We start from the raw sequence: 15,057 nt of genomic DNA on the forward strand, positions 1-15,057 counted from the left end.
CCTTGCGCAGCCCTAGCGCAGCCGTGCCGCATCGTCACGGGGTCTTCGCCGCGCGCGGCCGATCCTCGCCCCACAGGACCAGCCCCGCCGCCCCGGCAAAGATGAACACGTCCGCGAGGTTGAAGGCGAACGGGTTCTCGATGCCGCAGCACGACATGTTCAGGAAATCCGCCACCGCCCCGTAGAGCACCCGGTCGAACGCGTTGGCGAGGGCCCCGCCGACGATCAGCCCCGCCGCGACACGGGCCCGTGTCCGCGTGAAGCCCCGCGCCCACCAGATCAGCACGACCGACACCACGACCGCCAGCGCGATCAGGATCCACCGGGCCTCGGCCCCCGAAAGCAGGCCGAAATTCATCCCCGCGTTCCAGCCCATGCGGAACACGAGGAACGGCGGCGCGACCGGCATGACCAGCAGATGCTTGAGGTCGAGCCAATGCACCACGGCGATCTTCGAGATCTGATCGACCGCGAAGGCGCCGGCGGCGGAAAGAAGCAGCGCGCGCATCAGTGACGGAAATGGCGCATGTCGGTGAACACCATGGCCAGCCCCGCCTCGTCGGCCGCCGCGATCACGTCGGCGTCGCGCATCGACCCGCCCGGCTGGATCACCGCGCGCGCGCCCGCCTCGGCCGCGGCCAGAAGCCCGTCGGCAAAGGGGAAGAACGCGTCCGACGCCACGACGGAATCGCGTGCGGCGGAATGCGGCAGGCCGATTGCCTCGGCCACGTCCTCGGCCTTGCGCGCGGCGATGCGCGAGGAATCGAGCCGGCTCATCTGGCCCGCGCCGATGCCGACGGTCGCGCCGTCCCTGGCATAGACGATGGCGTTGGATTTCACGTGCTTGGCCACCCGCCACGCGAAGAGCAGGTCGCGCATCTGATCGTCGGTCGGCGCGCGCTTGGTTACCACCCTCAGGGCCGACGGCCGCAGCACACCCGTATCGTGATCCTGCACCAGCCAGCCGCCGGCCACCTGCTTCATCGCGCGGCGCGGCGCCTTTGGGTCGGGCAGGGTGCCGGTGGTCAGCAGGCGCAGGTTCTTCTTGGCGGCGAACACCGCCTTGGCCGCGTCGGTCGCGTCAGGGGCGATGACGACCTCGGTGAAGATCTCGGCGATGGCGCGCGCCGTTTGTTCGTCGAGCGTTCCGTTCAGCGCCACGATCCCCCCGAAGGCCGAGGTCCTGTCGCAGTCGAAGGCCCGCCCGTAGGCCGCCGCCAGCGTCTCGCCCACGGCCACGCCGCAGGGATTGGCGTGCTTGATGATCGCCACGGCGGGGCGGTCGAACTCGGCGACGAGTTCCACCGCCGCATCGGTGTCGCCGAGGTTGTTGTAGCTCAGCGCCTTGCCCTGATGCTGCTTCGCCGTGGCCACGCCGGGCCGGTCGGAGCCGTCGGTATAGAAGGCCGCGCCCTGATGGGGATTCTCGCCATAGCGCAGCGGCTGCGCCAGCCGACCGGCGGCGGCGATGCGACGGGGCACCTCCTCGAACCGCGCCATCCATGTGGCGACCGCCGCGTCGTAGGCCGCCGTGCGCCCGTAGGCGATCGCCGATTGCCGCTGCCGGAAGGGCAGGGTGGTCGCGCCGTCATTGGCCGCCATTTCGGCCAGCAGGGCGTCGTAATCTTCGGGGTCGGTGACGACGCAGCAGAACCGCTGGTTCTTGGCCGCCGCGCGGATCATCGCCGGGCCGCCGATGTCGATGTTCTCGATGCAGGTGGCCTCGTCCGCGCCGGACGCGACGGTGGCCTCGAACGGGTAGAGATTGACCACCAGCAGGTCGATCGGCGCAATGTCATGCGCCGCGATGTCGGCGGCATGTTCGTCGCGCAGCGCCAGCAACCCGCCATGCACCTTGGGGTGCAGCGTCTTGACCCGCCCGTCCATCATCTCGGGGTGCCCGGTCAGGTCCGACACGTCGCGCACCGCGATCCCCGCCTCGCGCAGCGCGCGGGCCGAGCCGCCGGTCGACAGGATCTCCACGCCCCGCTCCGCAAGCGTGCGGGCCAGATCCACCAGCCCCGCCTTTTCCGACACCGAAATCAGCGCGCGCTTCACGGGAATGGCGGTCATCGGGTTCTCCTCGTCAATTCTGCGGGTTGGCCTGCGGGCCGGATGGTGAAGGGGCCGCTTCCTGCGCCAGCTTCAGGCTCCATTCGACGGTGGTCGCATACGCCACCGCGCGGCCGGAGAAAACCACCTGTTCGGCCGGGCGCGGCTTCAGGCGGCCGGGCTCCAGATGGACCGAAGGCTCCAGCGTGGGGCGCAGGTCGCCGCCGGCGCGGAAGATCCACACCTCGCCCGAGGGCAGCCCGAGCGAGACCGCCCGGCCGCCCAGATCGATCTCCGCCTCGGTATCGGGATGCAGGTGGAAGCGGATGTGGAACGGCACGCCGTGCGGCTTCTGGCCGACCTGCACGTCGTCGAACCGGTCCTTGTCGCCGCGCGACACCGCGCGCAGGCTGTCCTCGCCGGCCAGGATGCGGCCATCGGTCGACAGGACCAGCCGCCGCAGATGCGTCAGCCCGTGCGACGCGCCGTAGCCGTCATGCGCCATCACGATGGTCGAACTGCGCCGGGAGGCGTTGGCCTGCCATTGCACGCGCCGGGGCTGCTGCACGAGGGGGGCGATCAGGCGGTGGCCCTGCGGGATGGGGGCGCCGATGCGCGACGAGGAATACCCCTCGATCTCCAGCGTGGAATGCGAGGCCGTGGCCCGGCCGGCGCGGTGCCACTCGACCCCGAAGCCGCCGCCGGGCCCGCAATTGACGATGACCGGACAGGGGCCCGACGTCATCTCGAAGGCGAGCGTCGAGGCATGGGCCGACCCGCTGGCCGCGCCCGAGGGCGGCGGCGCGGCGTCGACGATAACGCTGGTCCGTCCGTGCATGAGGGGCGCGAACCCCATGGCGAGCCCGGTCGAATTACGCGCCCGCACGCCCGAACGCGACAGCACCCGGTCCAGCCGCCCCGGCCGTCCGCGTCCGCCGCCGTGGAACCGGGCAAGCCCGCCATCGGCGTGGCGGAGCGCCCGCAATGTCGGGATGATCGCGGCCTGCGCCTCCCGCATCCCTTCCGGCACCTCGGCGCGCGTGGCCAGCGCGTCGATGCACCAGCCCAGAAGCATCGCCACCTCCATCAGCGCCTCGGGGTTGCGCGAGGGCAGGGCACCCGCCTCGGGGCCGAGATCGGTCGTCACCGCCTGGATCAGCGCCGCTGCGGCCTCGGGCACGGCACCAGCCCGCCCCTCCAGCGCCAGCCGGGCATGGAGCAGGCCGGTCAGCGCCTCGATCCGGGGCAGGCCCGCGGGCGCATCCCGCCAGCGCCGCTGAAGGTAATTCGCCTGTGTATAGAGCGCCGCAAACCACATCGCCCGGTCGCCCGGCGGCATCCCCTGCAGCAGTGTCGGCGCGTGGCTGATCCAGCGCAGCACCCGCCGCCCCGTCAGCGCCGGATCCCATCCCGGCCCGGTCCCGCGCCCGTAGCGCCGCACCCAGTCCAGAACCCATTCCTGCGCCGCCGCGCGAACCTGATGGCCATCGGCGGCCAACAGGTCGTCGAGCCAGCCCTGTCCGTGGATCTGCATCTCGAACGGGGCCGAGGGCGGGTCGATGGTCCAGGGGTTCGCGCCCGGCGCCTCCACGAGATTGCCCCCGAGATGCCAGATGCCGGAAAGCATGAGCTGTCCGCGACGGGCCGATCCGATGCCGCGCGATTCCGGGCCCCAGACAATCGCGCGCGGTCCCCGCCCCGGCCGCGCGCGCAGCACGGCGAGGCGGGTGCGCCACCTGTCGCGGATGCCCTGTCCCGGCCTCTTCATGCCCACCTTCCCCCTGCGGACCCGTTCCGGCCCGCGCCCTGTGCGGCACGTCTAGGATGCGCGCACGGTCCTGTCACGCGATCCCCGTCACTCCGGGCGGCGCAGCAAGGCCATGTAGAACCCGTCGATCCCGCCGCGTTCGGCCCAGAGGTCGGGCAGGAGCCGAAGCCCGTGCGGCGAGGCCGCCTCGGGTGGCAGGCCGAATTCGGCGGGGTCGGGCGCCTCCGCGGCCAAGTCCGGGTGGCGTTTCAGCGCGGCGGTCACCTGATGCTCCCCCTCCACCGGCAGGAGCGAGCAGGTGCAGTAGACCAGCCGCCCGCCGGGGCGCAGGAAGGTCAGCGCCCGGTCGATCAGCTTGTATTGCAGCATGGTCAGCGCCTCGACATCGCGCGCCTCGCGCAGATGCGGCAGGTCGGGGTGGCGGCGGATCGTGCCGGTCGCGGTGCAGGGCGCATCGAGCAGCACCGCATCGAACGGCGCCTCGGGCGTCCATTCCAGCGCGTCGGCGACGACGATCTCAGTCGACAGCCCCGTTCGGGTCAGGTTTTCGCGCAGCCGCCGCAGCCGCCCCTCCGACAGGTCGAGGGAGGTGACGTCGGCGCCCGCGGCCGCAAGCTGCATCGTCTTGCCGCCGGGCGCCGCGCAGAGGTCGAGCACCCGCAGACCCGCAACATCGCCCAGAAGCCGCGCCGGGATCGCGGCGCCGGCATCCTGCACCCACCACGCGCCCGCCTCGTAGCCAGGCAGGGCGGAGACCTGCCCGCCCGCAAGGCGCAGCGATCCGGTCGGCAGGCGCGCACCCTCCGGCAGGATCTGCGCATCCGGCTTCGGCGTCAGATCCAGCGGCGGAGAGACCAGATGCGCCGCCTCTATCGCCCGAAGCCGGTCCTGCCCCCAAGCCTTCGCCAGCGGCTTGCGCAGCCAGGGCGGAAGGGCCGGGGGCGGCAGGGCATCCCACTCCGCCCGGCCCTCCGGCCCTGACAGCGCGCGCAGGACGGCGTTGACGAGGCCGGCCTGCTTGACGCTCTTGGGCGATTGCCGGGTCATGGCGACGGCATCGTTGACGACCCCGTGCGGCGCGGCGCCGTCCTCGAAGATCTCGACCAGCGCCAGCCGCAGGATATCGCGGGTGCGCGCGGCCGGCTGCCGGTCGAGACGCTGCGCGAGCAACGCATCCGCCCGGCCCATATGTCGCAGGGTGAGGCCCGCCAGACGCAGGGCCCGCGCCGCCGCCGGCCCCTCGAGACCCGAAGCCCCGTCGCCCAGCATGCGTCCATCGCGCAGCACATGCGCCATCAGTCGCAGCGCGCCCATGCGCGCGGCGAGGCTTTCGGGCAGGTCGGAGGCGGTCTTGGGCATGCCGGATCCCTTGCAGAACAAGCGTCCGCGCGTATATCCAAGGGTGCCCGAAGGCAAGGAGGCCCCCATGGCCGCGCGCATGAATGTCGATCCCGATGCCATACCGCAGGCGGCCGCCGACGCGCCGGCCTGTCCGACGACGCCGCGCAATCGCGGGCCCGTCCTGACCCCGCTTTCGCCCGCCGAGGAGGCGGCCCGTCGTGCGGCGCTGCCCGAAGTGGCGCGTCGGGCGCTGGAAGAGGCGGAGGTCCGGCAGCGGGAGGGCGAGGCGTGTGACATGCCGACCGAACTCGGCGGGCGCGACGGGCCGGAGCCGGTTCGCTACGGCGATTGGGAGCGCAAGGGGCTCGCCATCGATTTCTGATGCGCGATTACCCATGGGTAATTGCGGTGCAAGTCCTTGATTTCGCGCGGTCGGTTCGTGTCAGCTTACCGCAAGCCCAGCACGTCGAGCATATCGTAGGAGCCGGGGCCCTTGCCCTGACCCCACAGCGCCGCGCGCAACGCGCCGCGTGCGAAGACGGAGCGGTCGGTCGCGCGGTGGCGCAGGGTCACCTGCTCCCCCTCGGCGGCGAAGAGGACGTCGTGCTCGCCGACGATATCGCCCCCGCGGATCGCGTGGAACCCGATGGCCCCTTCGCGCCGCGCGCCGGTGATGCCGTCGCGCCCGCGATCGGCGACCGAATCCAGCGTCACGCCGCGTCCCTCCGCAGCCGCCTCGCCCAGCATCAGCGCCGTGCCCGACGGCGCATCGACCTTGTGGCGGTGATGGGCCTCGACGATCTCGATGTCGTAATCGGGGCCGAGGGCGCCCGCCACCTCCCGCACGAGCTGCACCAGAAGGTTCACGCCCAGCGACATGTTGCCCGCCCGGATGATGGTCGCATGACGCGCGGCACGGTCCAGCGCGCCCAGATCCTCGGGCGTCAGGCCGGTCGTGCCGATCACGTGGACGGCGCGGGCCTGCGCGGTCAGCTCGCTCATGGCGATCGTGGCGGCGGGCGTGGTGAAGTCGATCACCGCCTGCGCCTGCGCGACCACCTCGATCGGGTCGTCGGTTACCGGCACGCCGTCGGGCGTCCCGCCCCGGACCTCGCCCAGATCGCGGTGCGCCCAGGGGTGGCCCGGCGCGACCGTCACCCCGACGAGCCGCACCGCATCGGAGGCCGCGACCAGATCGCAAAGCATCCGCCCCATGCGGCCCGCGCCGCCCATTACCACGATTCCCGGTGCCGCCATGTCACGATCCTCCCCGTTCCCTCTTGGGCCAGCCCCGCGTCCCATGCAACGCTTGCGCCCCGGCGCGCGGGCAAATATCCCCCACCACTTCAAGGAGGGTCCACAAATGGCACGATCCCGGTTCGACAGGGGCGGCGGCCCCTCGCAGCGGCAGCTTCGCGTGGGCGAGTTGATCCGGCGAACGCTGTCGGATGTGCTGATGCGCGGCGACATCCACGATGACGAGTTGCTGTCCATGTCGATCACCGTCGGCGAGGTGACGGTTTCGCCCGACCTCAAGGTCGCGACGGCGTGGGTTCTGCCCCTGGGCGGAAAGAACCCGCAGGCGGCCATCGCCGCGCTCAAGCGCAACAAGGGCGAATTGCGGCATGCGATCTCCAAGGACATGACGCTGAAATTCGCGCCCGACCTGCGGTTCCGCATCGACGAGACGTTCGACCGGCTCGACGACACCCGTCGCATGTTCGCCGACGAGACCGTCCAGCGCGACATCGCCGCGGGCGAGGAGGACGACCTGGAGGGAGACGGGGAGGGGGGCGAATGATCCGCCTCGCGGCGCTCCTGTGGCTCGCGCTGGCCGGAACGGCGGCGGCGGCCTGCGAAGCGGTGACGCATCGCGGCCAGCCCTTCACGATCTGCACCGCCGACCCGGCGCGTCATGACATCGCGACGCGGCTTTCGGGGGCGGATGGCGCGCCGCTGGGCTCCTTCGATGCGCTGGAGCGGGAGACGGAGGCGCCGATTTTGTTCGCGACCAATGGCGGGATGTACCACGCGGACCGCGCGCCCGTCGGGCTTTATGTCGAGGACGGCGAGACGCGGCGGGGCATCGTCACCCGCGCGGGTCCCGGCAATTTCGGGATGGTTCCGAACGGCGTCTTTTGCGTGATGGAAGAGCGCGCCGCCGTGATCGAAAGCCGCGCCTTCGCGGCCGATCCGCGCGACTGCGTCTCGGCGACGCAATCTGGGCCGATGCTGGTCATCGACGGCGCGCTCCATCCCCGGTTCCTGCCGGACAGCGATTCGGCCAAGTTCCGCAATGGCGTCGGGGTCGGTCCGGACGGGATGGTCCATTTCGCCATCTCCGACGCGCCGGTCACGTTCCACGAGATGGGCACGCTGTTCCGCGACGTCCTCGCCACGCCGAATGCGCTGTTCCTCGACGGCTCGATCTCGCGGCTCCACGCGCCGGCCCTGGGCCGCAGCGATCAGGGCCGTGCAATGGGGCCGATCCTCGTCGTGACGGAGCGGAACTGATGGCCCGGCGGCGCAAGGGGGATCCGGTCGATGGCTGGCTCGTCGTGGACAAGCCGGCGGGCATGGGGTCGACGGATATCGTGGGCAAGGTCCGCTGGGCGCTGAACGCGCAGAAGGCCGGCCATGCCGGGACGCTCGATCCGGACGCGACCGGGGTTCTGGCGATTGCGCTGGGCGAGGCGACCAAGACCGTGCCTTTCGTCACCGATGCCGACAAATGCTACCGGTTCCGCGTCGTCTGGGGGGCGCGTACGACGACCGACGACGCGTCGGGCACGGTGACGGAGATGTCCGACGCCCGCCCGGATGCGGACGCGGTGGAGGCGGCGCTCGACCGTTTCCGGGGCGACATCATGCAGGTGCCGCCGCAGGTTTCGGCCGTGAAGGTTGAGGGGGAGCGGGCCTACGACCTCGCCCGCGAAGGGGTGGAGATGGAGCTTGCCGCGCGTCCGCTCCACGTCTCGCGGCTGGAGGTGGTGGCCAGCGATGCCGACGGCGTCGAGCTGGAGATGGTCTGCGGCAAGGGCGGTTATGTCCGTGCGATCGCGCGCGATCTGGGCGATGCGCTGGGATGTCTCGGGCATGTCGGTTGGCTGCGCCGCGTCTGGTCGGGGCCGTTTCGCGCCGAGGAGGGCGTTTCGGTCGAGACCATCGAGGCCGAGGCCCGGACGCCCGCACTTCTCGCCCGGCTGTTGCCGCTCGAGACGGGTCTGGCGGAGCTTCCCGAACTGCCGGTTTCGGAGGCCGCCGCCGCGCGGCTGCGCAACGGCAACCCCGGAGAGGTCCTGTCGGGGGCGGAGCATGGCGCGACCTGCTGGGCCGCGCGCGACGGCCGGGCCGTCGCCATCGGCACCTACCGGGCGGGCGCGCTGCATCCGTTCAAGGTGTTCCGAAGCTGAGACCTCGCCACGGCGCGGGGTCCGGGCCGAACAGGTTGCCGGATCGCGCCGGGGCTGGCACATCGGTGGCATGATCGTCCGGACCCATACCAAAGGCGACGCGCCGTCGACCGCCACCTATTCCCCCGACATGCTCTACCGTTACGACCTGACCCGGGTCTGGGACGCGACGGGCGGGCGGGTCGCGTTCGTCATGCTCAATCCCTCGACCGCGACCGAGATCGCCAACGATCCCACGGTCGAGCGGTGCGAGCGTCGGGCCCGCGCGCTGGGCTTCGGCGCCTTCCGCGTGACCAACATCTTCGCGTGGCGGGCGACCGATCCGAAGGATATGCGCGCCGCCGCCGATCCGGTAGGCGGTCCGGCGAACGATGCCGCGATCCGCGATGCGGCGCTTTGGGCCGACCTGACGGTGTGCGCCTGGGGCACGCATGGCGCGCATCTGGGTCGCGGAGAGGAGGTCGCGCGGTTGCTACGCGCAACGGACCGGCCTCTTGCCACGCTGGGCCTGTCGAAGGGCGGGCATCCGAAGCATCCGCTCTATATCGGTTATGCGGTGCAGCCGGAGCCTTGGCTGCCCGCGCCGGAGGTGAGCCGATGAACCTGAGCCGTCATGATGTCACCGCCGAGGATGGCACCCGCATCGCGGTCCGGGTTGCGGGGGAGGGACCGCCGCTGGTCCTGCTCCACGGGTTTCCGCAAAATCACCGCTGCTGGCTGCCGGTCCTGCCCGCGCTTGCGCAGGGGCGGACCTGCATCCTGCCGGATCTGCGCGGCTATGGTGAGAGCGACGCGCCCAAGGACGATGACGAACATGCAACCTATTCCAAGCGTCGCATGGCCGCGGATCTCGTCGCGGTGCTCGATGCGCTTGGGATCGATGCGGCGGATGTCGCCGGGCACGATCGCGGCGCGCGCGTGGCTTACCGCTTCGCACTGGACCATCCGGAGCGTCTGCGCCGTCTCGCTATCTTGGAGGTCGTCCCGACGCTCGACTTCTGGGAGGCCTGGTCGGCGGATCTGGCGCACAAAGCCTACCACTGGAACTTCCTCGCGCAGCCAGCGCCGATGCCGGAGCGTCTGATCGGCGGCGCGCCGGAGGCCTGGATCGACCACACGCTCGCCTCCTGGACCCTGTCGAAGTCCCTTGAGCCTTTCGCGCCGGATGCGCTTCGCAGCTACCGTGCGCAGGCCGCCGATCCCATGCGCCTTGCCGCGATGTGCGCGGATTACCGTGCGGGCTTTCATTTCGACCGCCGGATCGACGCGGAGGATCGCGCCGCCGGCCGTCGCATCGCAGCACCGCTCCACTTCGTCTGGGCGCGGCATGGCTTTCCCGCCTCGACCGGAGATCCGGCGGCGATCTGGCGCAACTGGGCCGACGATGTGACGGACAGTTCCGTCAAATCGGGTCACTTCGCGATGGAGGAGGCGCCGGAGGCGGTGGCCGCCGCGCTGGCCGGATTCTTCCGCTAAGGTCGTCCGGTGCCGGTCGCGGCGCAACCGGTTTGATGCGTCGTTCGGGTGCACTGGATGTGGAGCTTCAAGGATTGGTCCCGACGCGGCGAGGCCTCGACCGACAGCCTCCCGTCAGGCAGCTTCGACGAGCCGAAGGTGATGAGCCTCGAGGCCTGTCACCCCCACGACGCGAAGCACGATCTCTCCGTCGATGCTGATCGAGGTGCCGCCCTCGTCCTCGAGGAGATCGACCTCGACATCCTCCGCATCGCCCGCGACCGCCAGTTCGATCACGTCCTCGGCCAGATCGAAATCCATGACCACCGGCGCGTCGCTCTCATGTTCCGGATCGGCCTCCGGCGCCTTCGTAACCGCGTCGGACTGAGGGGCTTCGGCGACAGGGTCGCTCCGGTCGCTGTCCGTCTCCGTAGCGTCGAAGATCTCGTCGTCTGCCGCGCTTTCCATCGTCTCGTGCTCCTCGTCCTCGAAAAGCCGCTCCGCGCCCGAGCGTTCTTCGACCATATCGCCGACGTCGTCGCTTGTATGGCTATCCGTCCCGGCATTGTCGGTCGGAACAGCGTCATCGGATACAATGTCGCCCGAAAGGAGGTCGGTGGCCGCCGACCCGATGACCGTGCTGCCCGACGAACCACCAAACAGCGAATGCCCTTCGAAGTCGCGCGCCTTCGCGCCGGAGGCGTCGGGCACGGCAAGCTCCTCCGCGTCATCGTCGAGATCGTCGAAGGGATCGGCCGGCTCATCGGTTGCCCCGCCACCCGAATGCGCCCGATCTCCGAGGCCCAAAGCGTCGAGCAGCGGCGAACTTCCCTTGTTGCCCGGAGGCGCATCTTCCTGCCTGTCCGCGTCGCTCATCGCGTTCGGCCCTTCGGCCACGGCATCTTCTTCCCTTGAGGCCTTCATTGCGGGAAGGGCGATCATCAATCCGGATACGAAGAGGCCAAAGAGGCCCGCGATCAGGAACATGACATCACCTCTCGACACGGCGGCGTTCCGGCGGGGCGGAACGGGATGAAGGTGTTTTACCGCAGCATTCGCACCTTTTGTTATCCGTGACATGCGAAAGTGGTCAAAACGTTAACGGCGGCACGTCGAATTCCACTTCCCTTCGCGGCGTCCATGTCCTATGCGGCGCGCTTCCATATGGGCCCTGCTGGACGACATCCCGGCTTGCGCCGTCCCGACCCGAAGGAGGACCCGATGTCGATCACTGTCGAAGAAAAGAACCGTCTGATCAAGGAATTCGCCACCAAGGACGGCGATACCGGCTCTCCGGAGGTGCAGGTCGCGATCCTGACGTCGCGCATCACCACGCTGACCGAGCACTTCAAGACGCACAAGAAAGACAACCATTCGCGCCGTGGCCTGCTCAAGCTGGTCGCGCAGCGCCGGAAGCTTTTGGATTACGCCCGCGGCAAGGACGAGGCCCGCTACCAGGATCTCATCAAGCGCCTCGGCATCCGCCGCTGAGGCCGAGGACATTCCGACCAAAGGGTCGCATCTTCGGATGCGGCCCTTTTTCGTTCGTGAGGGCGGGCGCGGCGTGCTTCCCATTTGCATGAAAAGCGCTTATGTGGCGCCCATCTGAGACGTGACGCCACGGCCCCGGCGCATGGAAACGATGAGGGGGCCGGCGGCAATGGGGCCGCCAATCAACGGGGAACCCGGAGGGCCGGGACCGTCCCCAGACAGGATGACACATGTTCAACATCGTGAAGAAAGAGATGGAGTGGGGGCACGACACCCTCACCCTGGAGACGGGCAAGATCGCCCGTCAGGCCGACGGCTGCGTGATCGCCACCTATGGCGAAACCTCCGTCATGGCCGCCGTTACCTATGCCAAGCAGCCCAAGCCGGGGCAGGACTTCTTCCCCCTGACGGTGCATTACAACGAGAAATACTACGCGGCCGGCAAAGTGCCCGGCGGCTTCTTCAAGCGCGAGGCGCGGCCGACCGAGAAAGAGACGCTGACGTCGCGTCTGATCGACCGGCCGATCCGCCCGCTCTTCGTCGACGGGTTCAAGAACGAGGTGCTGGTGATCTGCACCGTGCTGAGCCACGACCTCGAGAACGACCCCGATATCGTCGCGATGATCGCCGCATCCGCCGCGCTGACGATCTCCGGCGCGCCCTTCCGCGGTCCGATCGCCGGCGCCCGCGTGGGTTTCGTCGACGGGGAATACGTGCTGAACCCGTCCGTGGACGACATGCAGGGGCTCAAGACCAACCCCGAGCAGCGTCTCGACCTCGTCGTCGCGGGCACCAAGGACGCCGTGATGATGGTCGAATCCGAGGCCTATGAGCTTTCGGAGACCGAGATGCTGGGCGCGGTCAAGTTTGGCCACGAGCAGATGCAGCCGGTGATCGACCTGATCGTCAACCTGGCCGAGGACGCCGCGAAGGAGCCGTTCGACTTCCAGGCGCCCGATTACTCGGCGCTCCTCGACCGCGTCAGCCAGATCGGCGAGCAGAAGATGCGCGACGCCTACGGCATCCTCGACAAGCAGGCGCGCACGAACGCCGTCTCCGCCGCCAAGGAGGCCATCAAGGCCGAGTTGAGCGAGGAGGAGCTTGAGGATCCCAATCTCGGCACCGCGCTCAAGAAGCTGGAGTCCAAGGTGCTTCGCGGCGACGTCGTGAAGAACAAGAAGCGGATCGACGGCCGGGCCCTCGACGAGGTGCGCGCCATCGATTGCGAGGTGGGCCTGCTGCCGCGCACGCACGGATCCGCGCTGTTCACCCGCGGCGAGACGCAGGGCCTGATCGTCACCACGCTGGGCACCGGCGATGACGAGCAGATCATCGACGCGCTGCACGGCAACTTCCGCTCCAACTTCCTGCTGCACTACAACTTCCCGCCCTATTCGGTCGGCGAAACGGGCCGCTTCGGACCTCCGGGCCGGCGCGAGATCGGCCATGGCAAGCTCGCCTGGCGTGCGTTGCAGGCGGTTCTGCCCTCGGCGACGGATTTCCCCTACACGATCCGTCTCGTCTCCGAGATCACGGAATCGAACGGGTCGTCCTCGATGGCCACGGTCTGCGGTGCGTCGCTGGCGATGATGGATGCGGCCGTGCCGCTCAAGGCCCCCGTTGCGGGCGTCGCCATGGGCCTCGTGCTCGAGGATGACGGCGACTACGCGGTCCTGACGGACATCCTTGGCGACGAGGACCACCTCGGCGACATGGACTTCAAGGTGGCCGGCACGGAAGAGGGGATCACCTCGCTCCAGATGGACATCAAGGTCGCGGGCATCACGCCCCAGATCATGGAGACTGCGCTGGCCCAGGCCAAGCAGGGCCGTCAGCACATCCTCGACGAGATGTCGAAGGCGCTCACGCAGGGACGTACCGAGTTCTCGGCCCACGCCCCGCGCATCGAGACGATGCAGATCCCGACGGACAAGATCCGGGAAGTCATCGGCTCGGGCGGCAAGGTCATCCGCGAGATTGTGGAAACCTCCGGCGCCAAGGTCGACATTCAGGATGACGGCACGATCAAGATCGCGTCCGCCAACGGCGAGGCCATCCAGAAGGCCTACGACATGATCCACTCGATCGTGGCGGAGCCGGAAGAGGGCAAGGTCTATCGCGGCAAGGTCGTGAAGATCGTCGATTTCGGCGCCTTCGTGAACTTCTTCGGCAAGCGCGACGGGCTGGTCCATGTCAGCCAGATCGAGAACAAGCGGCTGAACCACCCGTCCGACGTCCTCAAGGAGGGCCAGGAGGTCTGGGTGAAGCTTCTGGGCTTCGACGATCGCGGCAAGGTCCGGCTGGCCATGAAGATGGTCGACCAGGAGACCGGCGAAGAGAAGTCGGACGAGGAAAAGACGGGCGAAGAAGCCTGATCGAACATGCGCGGCGGCCGGGTTTTCCGGCCGCCGCCATTCCGGATCGCGGGGGCGCGTGCCCGGCATCCGAACCGACCGCCTGCGGGTTCTGCGGGACGGCGACCGACCTCAGACATCGTTGTTTTTCGGGTGCGGCCGCAAAGCCGATGCGTTGCCGTGCAATCAATTCCGTCTGAGTCGGATTGCTCTAATTTTTGCCACTTTTGCGCGCGACGTTAACCACGGGTGGAACTTCCCCGTGGTCGGAATGCCCCTGTTAAACAAACATGAAGATTCGAGGGCCATAACGCCATCATGACAGATCGTACCGAAATCGCCGTTATGGCGGCCGCTCTCTCGCTGTTCCTCGGATCTTTGCTCTGGGCCGCCTCGTCCATCGCCTGATCGCGCTCGGCACATCGGGGATGCACCGGGCACCGTCGGGCGTTCAGGCTTCGCGCGGCGGTATGTTCATGCCCCGCTTGACCGCCTCTCGTGCCATGAACCGGTCGAGGTAGTCCTGCAGGACGGGATGATCGTTCCAGCCGACCAGGTCCTTCGCCTCATAGAAGTTCAGCGCGTTGAGCCACGGAGCGATGGCGATGTCGGCGACCGAGAAGTCGTCCGCGATCCATTCCCGCCCCTCCAATGCCCCGGCCACGACGCCGAGAAGCCGCTTCGCCTCGCCGACGTAACGCTCGCGGGGGCGCGGGTCGTCGATGTTTTTGCCCGCGAACTTCACGAAGAAGCCGAGCTGCCCGAACATCGGCCCAAGTCCGCCCATCTGCCACATCAGCCACTGGGTCACATGCGCCTTGGCCGCCGCATCCCGCCCGAGAAACTTGACGGTCTTCTCCCCAAGATAGAGCAGGATTGCCCCGCTCTCGAACAGGCCGATCGGCCCGCCGGGCCCGTCCGGGTCGATGATCGCGGGGATCTTGTTGTTTGGGTTGAGCGACAGGAATGCCTCGGATTTCACGTCTTCATCCGATAGCGTCACGCGATGCGCCTCGTAGGGAAGCCCCGTCTCCTCGAGCATGATGGATGCCTTGACCCCGTTCGGCGTCGGGAAGCTGAAGAGTTGCAGCTTCGTCGGGTCCTGCGGTACCCATTTTCGGGCGATTGGAAAGGCGGAGAGGTCGGCCATGAATGGCTCCTTTGTCGCGATTGCCCACGACAA

The 15,057-nt window shown here is 68.9% G+C and carries 15 protein-coding genes; 8 read left to right on the plus strand and 7 right to left on the minus strand.

Translation table 11 applies throughout. The annotated features are described in order from the left end of the window. Window positions 1-34: 34 nt before the first annotated feature. The 4 genes from lspA to JSE7799_RS01705 all read right to left on the minus strand — a co-directional run bounded on the left by lspA (window position 35) and on the right by JSE7799_RS01705 (window position 5,179). Window positions 35-508: a signal peptidase II gene (lspA, locus tag JSE7799_RS01690; protein WP_055662049.1), complete on the minus strand. Its 474-nt coding sequence runs from the start codon at window positions 506-508 to the stop codon at window positions 35-37. Continuing rightward, window positions 508-2,073, minus strand: coding sequence for a bifunctional phosphoribosylaminoimidazolecarboxamide formyltransferase/IMP cyclohydrolase (gene purH / locus JSE7799_RS01695; protein ID WP_055662050.1), 1,566 nt, complete (start codon window positions 2,071-2,073; stop codon window positions 508-510). Before purH ends, lspA begins: the two co-directional genes overlap by 1 nt. A gap of 13 nt (window positions 2,074-2,086) precedes the next feature. After that, window positions 2,087-3,820 carry a heparinase II/III family protein gene (locus JSE7799_RS01700; protein ID WP_055662051.1) on the minus strand — a complete coding sequence of 578 codons (1,734 nt, stop codon included), beginning with the start codon at window positions 3,818-3,820 and terminating at the stop codon, window positions 2,087-2,089. Window positions 3,821-3,907: 87 nt separating this feature from the next. Continuing rightward, entirely contained in the window at window positions 3,908-5,179 is a 1,272-nt protein-coding gene (locus JSE7799_RS01705) for an RsmB/NOP family class I SAM-dependent RNA methyltransferase (protein ID WP_055662052.1), read from the minus strand. A gap of 67 nt (window positions 5,180-5,246) precedes the next feature. On the opposite strand from JSE7799_RS01705, the gene JSE7799_RS19400 reads away from it, so the two are divergent. Next, on the plus strand, window positions 5,247-5,543 hold the full coding sequence (locus tag JSE7799_RS19400) for a DUF1674 domain-containing protein (RefSeq protein WP_245624764.1): 297 nt from the start codon (window positions 5,247-5,249) through the stop codon (window positions 5,541-5,543). A gap of 65 nt (window positions 5,544-5,608) precedes the next feature. Here the strand turns inward: JSE7799_RS19400 and dapB are convergent, their stop codons facing one another. Then, window positions 5,609-6,418, minus strand: a complete 810-nt coding sequence (gene dapB, locus JSE7799_RS01715) for a 4-hydroxy-tetrahydrodipicolinate reductase (protein WP_055662053.1) — start codon at window positions 6,416-6,418, stop codon at window positions 5,609-5,611. Between the two features lie 106 nt (window positions 6,419-6,524). Here dapB and rbfA point away from each other — a divergent pair, with 106 nt between their 5' ends. The 5 genes from rbfA to JSE7799_RS01740 all read left to right on the plus strand — a co-directional run bounded on the left by rbfA (window position 6,525) and on the right by JSE7799_RS01740 (window position 10,050). Continuing rightward, window positions 6,525-6,962: a 30S ribosome-binding factor RbfA gene (gene rbfA / locus JSE7799_RS01720; protein ID WP_055662054.1), complete on the plus strand. Its 438-nt coding sequence runs from the start codon at window positions 6,525-6,527 to the stop codon at window positions 6,960-6,962. Continuing rightward, window positions 6,959-7,675, plus strand: a complete 717-nt coding sequence (locus JSE7799_RS01725; protein ID WP_055662055.1) for a phosphodiester glycosidase family protein — start codon at window positions 6,959-6,961, stop codon at window positions 7,673-7,675. Before rbfA ends, JSE7799_RS01725 begins: the two co-directional genes overlap by 4 nt. Beyond that, the gene (gene truB, locus JSE7799_RS01730) at window positions 7,675-8,574 is read left to right on the plus strand and encodes a tRNA pseudouridine(55) synthase TruB (RefSeq protein ID WP_055662056.1); all 900 of its coding nucleotides are present in this window, start codon (window positions 7,675-7,677) and stop codon (window positions 8,572-8,574) included. The genes JSE7799_RS01725 and truB overlap by 1 nt, the downstream gene beginning before the upstream one ends. A gap of 70 nt (window positions 8,575-8,644) precedes the next feature. Continuing rightward, entirely contained in the window at window positions 8,645-9,175 is a 531-nt protein-coding gene (locus tag JSE7799_RS01735) for a DUF1643 domain-containing protein (RefSeq protein ID WP_055662057.1), read from the plus strand. Next, complete coding sequence (locus tag JSE7799_RS01740) at window positions 9,172-10,050, plus strand: alpha/beta hydrolase (RefSeq protein ID WP_055662058.1); 879 nt, start codon at window positions 9,172-9,174, stop codon at window positions 10,048-10,050. Before JSE7799_RS01735 ends, JSE7799_RS01740 begins: the two co-directional genes overlap by 4 nt. A 114-nt stretch (window positions 10,051-10,164) precedes the next feature. Here the strand turns inward: JSE7799_RS01740 and JSE7799_RS01745 are convergent, their stop codons facing one another. Beyond that, window positions 10,165-11,016 (minus strand): hypothetical protein, encoded by an 852-nt coding sequence (locus JSE7799_RS01745; protein WP_055662059.1) that lies wholly within the window; start codon window positions 11,014-11,016, stop codon window positions 10,165-10,167. Window positions 11,017-11,250: 234 nt separating this feature from the next. On the opposite strand from JSE7799_RS01745, the gene rpsO reads away from it, so the two are divergent. Then, entirely contained in the window at window positions 11,251-11,520 is a 270-nt protein-coding gene (gene rpsO, locus JSE7799_RS01750) for a 30S ribosomal protein S15 (RefSeq protein ID WP_055662060.1), read from the plus strand. Between the two features lie 230 nt (window positions 11,521-11,750). Beyond that, complete coding sequence (pnp, locus tag JSE7799_RS01755) at window positions 11,751-13,895, plus strand: polyribonucleotide nucleotidyltransferase (protein WP_055662061.1); 2,145 nt, start codon at window positions 11,751-11,753, stop codon at window positions 13,893-13,895. 430 nt (window positions 13,896-14,325) lie between these two features. Here pnp and JSE7799_RS01760 read toward each other — a convergent pair whose 3' ends face one another. Beyond that, the gene (locus JSE7799_RS01760; protein ID WP_055662062.1) at window positions 14,326-15,024 is read right to left on the minus strand and encodes a glutathione S-transferase family protein; all 699 of its coding nucleotides are present in this window, start codon (window positions 15,022-15,024) and stop codon (window positions 14,326-14,328) included. Between the last annotated feature and the right edge of the window lie 33 nt (window positions 15,025-15,057).

Origin of the sequence: Jannaschia seosinensis (assembly GCF_001408515.1) — a bacterium.
Taxonomy (GTDB): Bacteria; Pseudomonadota; Alphaproteobacteria; order Rhodobacterales; family Rhodobacteraceae; genus Jannaschia; species Jannaschia seosinensis.

Bases quoted from the DNA above. Each gene is read 5' to 3' on its own strand.
- JSE7799_RS01760 (WP_055662062.1), bottom strand. From the start codon at position 15,024: ATGGCCGACCTCTCCGCCTTTCCAATCGCCCGAAAATGGGTACCGCAG.
- rpsO (WP_055662060.1), top strand. From the start codon at position 11,251: ATGTCGATCACTGTCGAAGAAAAGAACCGTCTGATCAAGGAATTCGCC.
- JSE7799_RS01725 (WP_055662055.1), top strand. From the start codon at position 6,959: ATGATCCGCCTCGCGGCGCTCCTGTGGCTCGCGCTGGCCGGAACGGCG.
- rbfA (WP_055662054.1), top strand. From the start codon at position 6,525: ATGGCACGATCCCGGTTCGACAGGGGCGGCGGCCCCTCGCAGCGGCAG.
- dapB (WP_055662053.1), bottom strand. From the start codon at position 6,418: ATGGCGGCACCGGGAATCGTGGTAATGGGCGGCGCGGGCCGCATGGGG.
- JSE7799_RS01705 (WP_055662052.1), bottom strand. From the start codon at position 5,179: ATGCCCAAGACCGCCTCCGACCTGCCCGAAAGCCTCGCCGCGCGCATG.
- lspA (WP_055662049.1), bottom strand. From the start codon at position 508: ATGCGCGCGCTGCTTCTTTCCGCCGCCGGCGCCTTCGCGGTCGATCAG.
- JSE7799_RS01740 (WP_055662058.1), top strand. From the start codon at position 9,172: ATGAACCTGAGCCGTCATGATGTCACCGCCGAGGATGGCACCCGCATC.
- pnp (WP_055662061.1), top strand. From the start codon at position 11,751: ATGTTCAACATCGTGAAGAAAGAGATGGAGTGGGGGCACGACACCCTC.
- purH (WP_055662050.1), bottom strand. From the start codon at position 2,073: ATGACCGCCATTCCCGTGAAGCGCGCGCTGATTTCGGTGTCGGAAAAG.
- JSE7799_RS01700 (WP_055662051.1), bottom strand. From the start codon at position 3,820: ATGAAGAGGCCGGGACAGGGCATCCGCGACAGGTGGCGCACCCGCCTC.
- truB (WP_055662056.1), top strand. From the start codon at position 7,675: ATGGCCCGGCGGCGCAAGGGGGATCCGGTCGATGGCTGGCTCGTCGTG.
- JSE7799_RS01735 (WP_055662057.1), top strand. From the start codon at position 8,645: ATGATCGTCCGGACCCATACCAAAGGCGACGCGCCGTCGACCGCCACC.
- JSE7799_RS01745 (WP_055662059.1), bottom strand. From the start codon at position 11,016: ATGTTCCTGATCGCGGGCCTCTTTGGCCTCTTCGTATCCGGATTGATG.
- JSE7799_RS19400 (WP_245624764.1), top strand. From the start codon at position 5,247: ATGGCCGCGCGCATGAATGTCGATCCCGATGCCATACCGCAGGCGGCC.